This window comes from Bacillus sp. MYb78 (assembly GCF_002975115.1).
Taxonomy (GTDB): domain Bacteria; phylum Bacillota; class Bacilli; order Bacillales; family Bacillaceae_G; genus Bacillus_A; species Bacillus_A cereus.
In genome coordinates this window covers 1-5,550 of record NZ_PCOB01000051.1, presented here as the reverse complement: position 1 = coordinate 5,550, position 5,550 = coordinate 1, and the positions used below count along the sequence as shown (strand labels likewise).

Here is a 5,550-nt window from a genome sequence, read left to right as displayed (position 1 = left end):
TAAAATCAAGTTAATTAGGAAGTCGCAAGCGCCTTCCACTGATTCCCTGACGGTGGTCTTCCTCCTGCGCGCCCCACGGGGTGCTCGTCGTCGTCACCGTCAGGGAATCAGTTAAAACCTATTATAACTCATTATTTTCCCTATGCCTCCCTAAGCTTCCCTATACAAGATTAAAATTCTACAAAAAAAGGACATTATTAATCTAGATGTCCTCGCCAATCTTCCCTAATATCCGTAATGTTCCCGCACTGTCTCCGCTATCTCTCGCCAAATTTCCGCACCCATTCTTCATTACAATCTGGGCATCGCCATTTTATTATCCTATCAAGCCATAAATCCGTAATTCCTATTTTCCTAGAAAAGTGCGTGCTGCCATAATGATGTTGGATTTCTTTCGGGATTGGATCACCTTGCAAATTCGCATTACAAAATGGACAAAACTCTTTACTATCATCTAACACCTTCAACCTTTACACCTACCTTAAATTAGCTAAATCTTTAACAAGGAACCAAGTAGTATTTTTCAAAACGTTTCACTGAAAAATCTCCACTTTCTTCACTTTGTTACGTCCTTGTGAAAAATTTTTAGGCGCTTTTGGACTTATTGCCAAGCCGAATATACCCAAAAGTAAGGTTTACGCTAATCGGCTTGTTCTAGTAATTATAAGCGCCTAATCGCTTTCCTAACGTCCATAATTTCAAACCTACTTTTTTTATCAATTACGTTTTCTTTTAAAGCCAGCCTTCCAACCCCAAAAGTAAGGAGCGACTATACATCCTTTTCTACATCTTCGATATATTTTAATAGAGTTTCATAACTAGCCGAAATCTCTTTTTGCTCTGTTAATATTTCATGAATCCTTTTAACCGATACACCTCGACTACGATAGTTACATATCTTTCTTATAGCATTCTTAGGTAAAGACTCTTTGTTTTTAATTTTCCTTCTATGTGTTGACCAATTATCACGGCTTCTTCCCACTGATCCACCTTCAATCATCACTTTTTAAAATTTTAAATTCAACTTTCTCTTTCGAATAAATTCCTCTTATCAACATATATTCAGTAATTAATTGATGTATATAATCTAAATCGCCTTCACCGTAAAACTCACCATCTAAATAAAGTCTGTAACTGTCCATATTATCTATCCAGTTATAATTTTTTAACATCTTCAGCGCATTTTTTACAACATCTAATCCCATCCAAATTAACAAAATGATACCCATGTTCCAGTACGATAATCTCACAAATATCACAACTCGCCACTTTCTTATAAGACTTAATACTATCGCTTAATTCTATATGAGAAAGAACATTTGCAAATCTTCCCGCTTCATGTCCTAACTCCACTAAAAAATTATAATTCTCCACAGTATCAACAATTATTTTTCCACCTTTAAGCATTGTAAAAACTCCTTTATTATTTATTATCCGAATAATGTCATTTGACCCATTCTTTCTACAGGTTTTACATTATCCGCTTTTTCTTTAAACGGTTTATACCAACCATTTTCGACTACTAATATAGTTCCGCATGAATCACATTTGTTCTCACCTTCACGCAAAGACAATGCCATTTGTTTACGTTCTTTCAAACTAGCATTATTATCTCTCATACAACTTCCACACAAAAAATTCATAACGGCTCAACGCCTTCTCGAATGAATTTTTCAATTTCATCATTAACCCGATCCATACTAGAAATAGATGGCACAACTACAATTTGCAACGGTTTTCCATCTACATTCAAATAGCCTTTACCCCGACCTAGAGGAACAATTTCATCCCGATTATCTTCAAACAACATACCTTTCGATTCTTTACTAATCATTCCTAAACCTAGCCGCAAAGTGAAATTATCCCTTGCACCTTTCGGAAAATAATCAGCATCAGCCCGTTGCAAAGATACAATCACATGACAATTAAATGAACGAGCCATCATCATAAGGTCACCCATCTTCGTAAGTATCTCATTCATTTCCTTTTTATCATCTTTCTCTTTACCAAAAGAATTAATAAACGAAGCATACTCATCTACATATAGAAACAAATGATTTCTACTTACGTCTTTCCCTTGCATCCTAGCTTCAAATCGTTCATAAAATTCTTCAATTCCTCTTTTAGTTTCTTTATAACCATAAAATCTCTCGTTACCTTTCAAAAAACTAAAATCCAAATCATTCTTAAAGTCACACAAATAAAGTTCTGAAGCTTCCAAATGCTTATGTATCTTTCCTAATATCAGCTTGCATGCATACGTCTTACCTGAACCAGTACCACCACATATAATCATGTGAGCATATCTTTCAAAATCCAATACAACGCGCTTTTGAATACCTCTACTAAATGCCGTTAAATCATAAAATACTTTCACACTGATCCACTTCCTTAAAAATCATCATCTTTCAATTGACTAACATCTTTATAACCTTTTAATCTCGCTTCTTCTTCTTGAACCATTGACATCCTTTGAACTGTCTCTTCATTAAACTTACACGCAATCGTAATATAAACGCTATAGTTATAATGCTTGAATGTAAGGATTTCAAAAGCTGGCTCTAAACCATACATCCAACCTCTTCTTTCACAAACTGTATTCACCATTTCTATAACAGCATCTTTTATTTCATCTTCATTAAACTCAGTATCAGGCAACGTTACCCTTGTATCATAAATGTACTCTTTTATCCCTTGGGAATATTGCGATGCAACCACTTGACGCATATTTCTTTCACGCATTTTAGCAAAAACATCAAATTGGTCCGACAAATCCGCTATTAAAGTTGAAACAAGAATACCCGAATTAATTCGATTCTGTTCAAACTTCTCTCTTAAACTACGTTGATACACCACATAACAAAGAACACCAAAAGCTACAAAAATTAAAATTACTGCTGAATAATCAAAAGCAAAATCTAAAATCATAGCAACAATCCAAAATCCAAATTGAACAAGTAAGGTTATTATCACTGGAATCCCAAATGCTTTATAGTAAAAACCCTCTACAACCCCACTCAGTTTTTTCATAATCCCATAGCACCTAGGTATAAATCTTAAAAAACTATCTATAGATAAATGTGCCTTTCTCTTCTTTACCATTTCCCATTCATCACTTACAAAAAAGTACGCACTTAGATAAAAACTAGGTATATACAAAATTATGAAAGAAATAATATTTGATGGAAACTCACCAAAAAACGAACTAAACATTTTCTTTCCTCCTATTACCAAAAACATAAATAATATAATATTGATATATGTAAATAAAACGAAATAGATAGGATTTCACTTAACAAAAGAATCTTATTCCACAACGTTTTAGAATTTTCAAGTTCACCATCTTCAAATAACCAAATCGAATGACTTATAAATCCCAAAAAACTACGTTCACCTTTTAAAAACTCTTCACAATATGTAACTATAAAAATCGAAAATAAAAACGAAAATAAACAAGTTGCTATAAATATTTTAAAGAGCATTTTTTATCAACCTCTTTTTAAAAATTAAGAGGGAATAGATCCCTCTCAATTTAATTTGCAACCCAATCTTCAACTACAGATGAATCATCTGCAAAAATAGATTTCGCTTTAAAACTTACATCAGCCATCGCACGGCTGCCATTTGTATTAACATAAAACTTACCTTCAAATCCATCGAAATCTACAGGAATTTCTCCTCCAGCACTTTCTAATTCTTCAGGTTCAATATGTAAAGCGCCTCTATCAAATGGTACTTTAACTTCAATCTTTTCATACTCCATACCTTTCAACAGACATGTATATTTAACACCTGTCGCTTGAGGTTTTTTCTGACCATCTTCATATTCATACCAATCTTTTATACCTAATAAAACGAACCCTTGATTATTAGATACCTGCTCTTTTGTTAACAAAACTTTATTAACTGGAAATGCCATAATAAATCTCTCCTTTGATTATTAATCTTCAGGATTTAAAACAGCTGAAAAATCAAGGAAGAATATATACTCTACAGATTCTCTTTTTACTCGTCTGTAAGTACTATCAGGCATTTTACCCATGAACCAATCTTTCCCGTCGTTATCGAGGAATATATAAGAAAATGTTTTAGAGTTCACGGTTCTAACTTGAATAAGTTTACCTTCTTCAACCAAATAATTCTTTAATGGCTTGATACCAAAATCCTTTAATGTCTTTTCAGAAGTTTCTAAATCCTGTCTTTCTTTTGTCAATTCAATCAACTCTCTCTCCTTGGTTATAATAATACATGGTTAATTTGAACAAATCAAGTGTTTTTTGAAAGTTTGTTAAACATACGAACAAAGTATCCAGACCGGAAACAAACTTTCAAGACTAGAAACAAACTTTCAAAACTTACAACTTATGTTCAATCTGAAGGAATATTGTGAAACACAGATATTTTATGCTAAACATGAAAGTTTCACTCAAAACAAAAATGTTTCATTCTAGACTGGAAAGTTATTTTCGCACATTCAAAATGATAATATAAAAGAAAAAAACTAGCCATAATATAACTAGTTTTTTTGATTTCAAACAAATATTCAATTTTTTCTTTTTGTGTTATACTGTAAAAAAGTAATCGTGTTTTCAAAGTTTTCATTTTCTATATGATAACTTTTCCAGTAGTGTGGTTGTGCCGAACCCACTACTTTTTTTATGTCTCGAAACAACATTTCATCCCGATCCGGTAACAAAATCCCCTTCGATTTTCTATACAAATTCATTCCAGGTGGATACATATGAAGCCTACCACCTTTAATAAACTTCTTCTCCTCACCATCAACAACCTTTTTAACAACCCTACCATCCTCAGCAAAAGCTTTAGCTGAAACATTATCCGTTAACTCCACATCCGCTAAATAAGCACTTAAATATGCTCCTATATTATCTATATCCTTCATAGATTTAATTTTAACGAAACCTTGTCCCCATAATGTTGCTAGTATTTGATTATCAATATAGCAATTCTTATTCAATTCATTAATCCGAAGTAAAAGGTGACAATGCCAAGCTCCACGCTCTTGTGGTTCTACCACACATAAATAGTCTAATGATGATTTCGGAAGATTATATTTAGTGTCATGTTTAAAGTGATATTTCAGCTTTTTCATGAACTTATCAAAATCTACGTAAAGTTGTTTAGTGTCTGTCATATTTTCAGCATACGTTAAAGTTATATGTAACTCATTTCCTTTACCTGTGAAATTTTGATTTATCAAATACCGTAATTTTTTAAAGGTTTGCCGAAGTGAATTATAGGATTCTTGCCGATTTTCAATGTGTTCAAAAGTTCCTATTTCACCGGTATTGATATCAACATATTCATCTTTATTTAATTTTTTTATACTACAGGTTCGATTCATTTTTTTCATATGCTGAACTTCTACGATATGGTTCATTTTCGTAACCTTGACAGTAGCGTCGGGCCACAATTTTATATCATCTCGTCCATCCATTTGCTAACTCCTTTCTATTTTTCTCGTAATGTTTAATTAAAATCAAGTTAATTAGGAAGTCGCAAGCGCCTTCCACTGATTCCCTGACGGTG

General features: G+C 32.8%; 10 protein-coding genes. All 10 read right to left on the bottom strand.

Annotated features, from left to right (window positions below):
* Positions 1-257 precede the first annotated feature (257 nt).
* On the bottom strand, positions 258-461 hold the full coding sequence (locus CQ064_RS32650) for a hypothetical protein (RefSeq protein ID WP_044157173.1): 204 nt from the start codon (positions 459-461) through the stop codon (positions 258-260).
* A gap of 308 nt (positions 462-769) precedes the next feature.
* The gene (locus tag CQ064_RS33955) at positions 770-982 is read right to left on the bottom strand and encodes a hypothetical protein (RefSeq protein ID WP_044157174.1); all 213 of its coding nucleotides are present in this window, start codon (positions 980-982) and stop codon (positions 770-772) included.
* Between the two features lie 10 nt (positions 983-992).
* On the bottom strand, positions 993-1,142 hold the full coding sequence (locus CQ064_RS33885) for a hypothetical protein (RefSeq protein ID WP_172449570.1): 150 nt from the start codon (positions 1,140-1,142) through the stop codon (positions 993-995).
* Positions 1,143-1,155: 13 nt separating this feature from the next.
* On the bottom strand, positions 1,156-1,407 hold the full coding sequence (locus CQ064_RS32635) for a hypothetical protein (RefSeq protein WP_021036319.1): 252 nt from the start codon (positions 1,405-1,407) through the stop codon (positions 1,156-1,158).
* Positions 1,408-1,430: 23 nt separating this feature from the next.
* On the bottom strand, positions 1,431-1,619 hold the full coding sequence (locus tag CQ064_RS32630) for a hypothetical protein (protein WP_142389149.1): 189 nt from the start codon (positions 1,617-1,619) through the stop codon (positions 1,431-1,433).
* Positions 1,620-1,639: 20 nt separating this feature from the next.
* Entirely contained in the window at positions 1,640-2,377 is a 738-nt protein-coding gene (locus tag CQ064_RS32625; protein ID WP_103574795.1) for an ATP-binding protein, read from the bottom strand.
* 14 nt (positions 2,378-2,391) lie between these two features.
* Positions 2,392-3,030, bottom strand: a complete 639-nt coding sequence (locus CQ064_RS32620) for a hypothetical protein (RefSeq protein WP_142389151.1) — start codon at positions 3,028-3,030, stop codon at positions 2,392-2,394.
* A gap of 502 nt (positions 3,031-3,532) precedes the next feature.
* Entirely contained in the window at positions 3,533-3,919 is a 387-nt protein-coding gene (locus CQ064_RS32610) for a hypothetical protein (RefSeq protein WP_021036314.1), read from the bottom strand.
* Positions 3,920-3,940: 21 nt separating this feature from the next.
* Complete coding sequence (locus CQ064_RS32605) at positions 3,941-4,222, bottom strand: hypothetical protein (protein ID WP_021036315.1); 282 nt, start codon at positions 4,220-4,222, stop codon at positions 3,941-3,943.
* A 321-nt stretch (positions 4,223-4,543) separates the two neighbouring features.
* A complete protein-coding gene (locus tag CQ064_RS32600) occupies positions 4,544-5,458 on the bottom strand; it encodes a rolling circle replication-associated protein (RefSeq protein ID WP_021036316.1) in 915 nt (304 codons plus the stop codon).
* Positions 5,459-5,550 lie beyond the last annotated feature (92 nt).